Origin of the sequence: Phocaeicola sp. (assembly GCF_048170425.1) — a bacterium.
Lineage (GTDB): Bacteria > Bacteroidota > Bacteroidia > Bacteroidales > Bacteroidaceae > Phocaeicola.
Genome location: NZ_DBEXBB010000219.1, coordinates 1 through 3812, shown reverse-complemented (window position 1 = coordinate 3812; position 3812 = coordinate 1). Strand labels below are relative to the sequence as shown.

4 protein-coding genes are annotated in these 3812 nt (G+C 49.6%); 2 read left to right on the top strand and 2 right to left on the bottom strand.

Annotation, left to right across the window (positions count from 1 at the left end; translation table 11 throughout):
* Both ACMJ0U_RS08790 and ACMJ0U_RS08785 read right to left on the bottom strand, forming a co-directional pair.
* On the bottom strand, window positions 1-1086 hold a 1086-nt coding region (locus ACMJ0U_RS08790; RefSeq protein ID WP_417129595.1), incomplete at its 3' end, for a hypothetical protein.
* 7 nt (window positions 1087-1093) lie between these two features.
* On the bottom strand, window positions 1094-1558 hold the full coding sequence (locus tag ACMJ0U_RS08785) for a terminase gpP N-terminus-related DNA-binding protein (protein ID WP_005798268.1): 465 nt from the start codon (window positions 1556-1558) through the stop codon (window positions 1094-1096).
* A gap of 206 nt (window positions 1559-1764) precedes the next feature.
* Between ACMJ0U_RS08785 and ACMJ0U_RS08780 the strand changes: the two genes are divergently transcribed.
* Window positions 1765-2700: an HK97 family phage prohead protease gene (locus ACMJ0U_RS08780; protein WP_005798266.1), complete on the top strand. Its 936-nt coding sequence runs from the start codon at window positions 1765-1767 to the stop codon at window positions 2698-2700.
* A gap of 35 nt (window positions 2701-2735) precedes the next feature.
* Window positions 2736-3776, top strand: a complete 1041-nt coding sequence (locus tag ACMJ0U_RS08775; protein ID WP_005798264.1) for a hypothetical protein — start codon at window positions 2736-2738, stop codon at window positions 3774-3776.
* The last annotated feature ends 36 nt before the right edge of the window (window positions 3777-3812 follow it).

The window sequence follows — 3812 nt, the reverse complement described above, 5'->3', positions numbered from 1 at the left end:
CCCAATCTTGCCCCAAAGGCGGCAAGCCTTGTAGTCGTTGGAAGTGGTCGATTTGAAAGAGGGGTCGGTATAGCAGACCAGCATTTCATACTTGGATAGCCTGGGCAGTTTCTTGTAACGAATCCAGTCTGCCCGAAAAATAGTTCCGTCCACGATGGGGTTGTGCATCATCTCCTTTTCCCATGCCCGGTAGCCTACGAAATCCCTGTATTCCTGCGCCTCTTCTTTCGTCCATTTTTCGCGCCATACCGGTTCTCCGTTCTTGTCTATTGCCTTGATGACGGATACATGTACCCCTTTTGTCTTGGTGAGATTGGCCAGCACCGAGTTTTTAGAAATGAGGTTCCCGACCATGATAAAACGCCCCCGGCCCACATCCAGTGCACCAAAAAGGGCTTCTTTCACCCAGTCTGTAATGTCATGCACCCGTTTCTCATTGCGGCACAGTTCGTCGTCATCCAAGTCATCGATGACGATGTAGTCCGGACGTGCTTCCCGGTCTCGCAAACCACGTGGAGACTGTCCGCGTCCGCAAGCCAGGAATTTCACCCCGTTGGCCGCCTTGAACTCCCCATCCTGCCAGGAGGCATTCCCCTGCTGCTTGCCGAAGTCGGCAATGATGCGCTGGTTATGTTCCAGTTCTGCCTGAATATCTCCCAGCAGACGTGTGGCTGAGTCCTCACTTTTGCCGACCACCACCATGAAGTTGATGAGACGTTTGGGCTGGAACATCAGCCACAGCGGAACAAAAATGTCCATGTGTGTGGACTTGGCATGGCCACGCGGCCACATGAATACCGCTTTCAGGTTGGGTGTGCCTTTTACTTTAGCCGCTGCCGCATTGTGGAACGGTGCATTGTGGATGGTGCGTATGACTTCCCCGGTGGTTTTGTCACGCAAGGTGAGAAAGTGGGGGAAGTAATATTCACAGAACGCGGCATAGTTACCCTGCAGACGCAGAATACGCCTGTCCTTTTGTGCCGGTGTCTCGCCCGCGAGCAAAGCCGTATCCGTGATGGACTGCACTCTTTTACAGTGTTCCTTCCACTGTTCGTATGCCTGTTTCTTTTCCGCTGCTGTTGCCATAGCCGTTTTATTTTATGCCCATCTGTTCGGTGATATACAGATCCTGGTACTTGTTGATTGCCCTGACCAGTTCCGGAGTCACTTCCGGGTCGATGGTTGAACGGTATTCAATCCATTTGGAGAATGCCATGAACACTTCAATGACATCCACTACGTTGGCCTTCTTGTCTAACTTTTCAATCACCGCCGAAAGTTTGGCCAGTTTGTCCCCGAGACCAGCTACAAGTGCAGGGTCGTTCGATTCGTTGACTTGAGTAATGAGTGTATCAATGGTGAGCAGGAGTTTGTTCACCAGTTCCGGCCGGGTGACGTTCTTTGCCGCCCTTGCCTCTTTCCATCCGTCAGCCGTGCACCATTTTGAGATGGTGACGCGTGACACGTCCACTTTCTCCGCAATTTCAGTCTGTTCCATGCCGGAAAGGAACAGTGAGCGTGCAAGAGATTTTTTCTTTTCGATTTCTGCCTTTGTCATATAATAAAGAATATAGGGTTAAAGGCAGGCTTCGGAGTCCCTTGCACCTGCCCGATTTATTCGCAAAGTTGTCCGCTTATCAGCTTGCAGCCAAAATAATGTGCAACGGTTTCATAGAAGTGTGCAACCATTGCACACTTTTTTGGCTTCCCGGTAAGTGCTCTGTAATATTGCAGCGCCAATGCATAAAGGCGTGGCATGAGAAAATGAGTAAACGTGTAAGAATTTCAAACGACAGCCTGAACAGCTACGGAAGCCGTGTGTTGACATCGGGCATGAGTGTGGAGCAGTATTGCCGAAACCCGGTACTGCTGTACATGCACCAACGCGGAAACGTGATTGGTTATGTGAAGGACCTTCGGGTAGAGGATGGTGAAGTAACCGGGGAACTGGTGTTTGACGAAGCGACCGACCTCAGTAAAAGATGCAAGAAACAGTTTGAATTCGGCAGTCTGAGAATGGTGAGTGCCGGAATAGACATTCTGGAACTGAGTGACCAGCCCGAACATTTGCTGCAGGGGCAGACCAGCCCGACAATAACCAAAAGCAAGCTGTATGAGGTATCACTGGTGGATGTAGGTTCCAATGATGATGCCATCGTACTGATGAAGGATGGAAAACAAATCACATTGGGAAAGGATGGTGATTGTCCTTTGCCACTAATCAATAACCAAAAAACAACAGAAGAAATGGAACTGAAACTTTTGGCCCTTCAATTGGGGCTGCCGGAAACGGCAACGGAGGCTGATGTTAATCAAGCCTTAAATGAACTGAAAGCAGCCAAGGCAGAGAATGATTCCCTGAAGCAAGAAAACGGGAAGCTGACTTTGGCCCGTATCACTGGTCTTGTAGAAAAGGCAGTGGTGGAAAAGCGTCTGGGAGAAGACAAGAAGATACAGTTTATCGAACTTGGCAAGAAGGTTGGTGTCGATGAACTGAAGAATGTGCTTGATGCCATGCAACCACAGGTGAAGATTTCCACTGTATTGAGCTATCAGGGCGGCAAGCAGCAGGCACAGCCGTCCACCTATGCCAAACTGAGCGATGTCCCGAGTGATGCGCTGCTTGAAATGCGCGAGCATAACCCGGAGGAGTACAAGCGCCTGTACAAGGCTGAATACGGCATGACCTGTGAAATTTGAAAACCTTTAAAATGAAGAAAATGGGAAAAATTGTAATGCTTTTGACGGCACTTCTGTTCAATACGCTGACAGGTGTCGTGTGTGCTTCGGTATTGGGATTCTCTCCGGTGGCCGGAGCTGTGGGAATGAATGCGGTGGCAGCCTTTATGGGAATGGCCCCGCAAAGTACTTCAATACTCCGTGAAGGGGTTTATACGGAAATCTGGACAGGGGAACTTGTTAAGGTGCTCCGTGCCGGACTGGAAGGAACCTGGCTGTCAGGAATCCCCGACCAAAGCAGTATCGTGAATAACGATGTGATTCACCTGGTAGAAGTTGGTGTAGATCCGGATGTCTTGATAAACAATAAAACCTATCCGATTGATGTGCAGGCTTTGGAAGACAAGGATATTGCCATCAAGCTGGACAAATTCCAGACCAAGGCTACGCCGATTACAGACGATGAGCTTTATGCCATCAGCTATGACAAGACCGCCCGTGTGAAAGAGGGACATGCCAACAGTATCAATGATGCGAAGTTTACCAAGGCGGCCCATGCGCTTTGTGCGAACAAAAATACGGAAACTACTCCGGTGCTTAAGACTACCGGCGAGAAAGATCCGGCTACAAACCGTCTGCGCCTTACCGTGAATGACCTTGTGGAAATGAAGCGTGCCCTTGACAACCTGCGCGTACCGTCAGACGGCCGCAGACTGGTGCTTTGCCCCGACCATGTGAATGACCTGCTGCTGACCAGCCAGGCATTCCGTGAACAGTACAATATTGACCGCAACAGCGGCAAGGTAGGTAACCTTTACGGCTTTGAAATCTACGAGTATGGCAACAACCCGCTTTATACTACAGCCGGAGTGAAGAAGGCATTGGGTACAACGGCAGAAGCCGGTGAATTTCCGTGTTCATTTGCCTTCTACAAACAGAGGGTTTTCAAGGCAACAGGTTCTACCAAGATGTATTATTCCGAGTCAAAGAATGACCCGTTGAACCAGCGTAACCTGATTAACTTCCGCCATTACTTCATCTGCATGCCCAAGAAAGAGGATGCCGGAGTGGTAATGATGAGCGGCTATCAAGCATGATGATTATGGCAAAGTTGAAATATCTGGTAATACACT